Genomic DNA, 627 nt, shown 5'->3' with positions numbered 1-627 from the left:
GCCAATCAGGTAGGCTATGTTCACCCACTGCCAGCCGATGCCAGCCAAGCCACCAAAGATCGGCTGTGAAAGCACTTCACTAGGGGTTGCTCCCGTGTGAATACCTGTTTTAAAGGCATCCAGTGGAGTTGCCATTGTTACACCATCAACACCAGCGCGAACTTGTTGCAATGAAAGACCGTCATAATCAAAACCAGTGAAAATCAAAGAGAGGGTATCTGCGAAATTCACATGGTCTGGAATCAACAGTGTTGGTGCACTCCAACTGGTCATTTGAACCGGGAAGGAAATCAAAAGTACAACGTAGGCGACCATTGCTGGGTTGAAGAGATTCTGTCCAATGCCACCATAAAGGTGTTTGGCAATCACAATCGCAAAAATTAAACCAATAACTATGATCCACCACGGAGACCAAGGTGGAATGGCAACGGCGAGTAGCCATGCGGTGACAATTGCACTGTTGTCTCGTAACGCTCTCATTGGCGAGCGTTTACGACAGATCATCACGAGTGCTTCAAGTGATACTGCAACGGCGATAGCAAAAATCAGCTGGATTAATGTGCCCCAACCAAAGTAGTACGTTTGCGCTGCCAAGCCAGGGATAGCACATAAGGCTACCCATTTCAT

At 47.7% G+C, this 627-nt stretch carries 1 protein-coding gene; it reads right to left on the bottom strand.

Annotated features, from left to right (window positions below; translation table 11 throughout):
• Positions 1 to 627, bottom strand: a 627-nt coding sequence (locus R8O11_RS28850; RefSeq protein ID WP_318195073.1) for an RnfABCDGE type electron transport complex subunit D, incomplete at both ends; no start/stop codon positions are given.

This window comes from Vibrio sp. 1288, assembly GCF_033344475.1.
The sequence above is the reverse complement of the archived record's forward strand: the minus strand, read 5'-3'. Positions and strand labels throughout refer to the sequence as shown.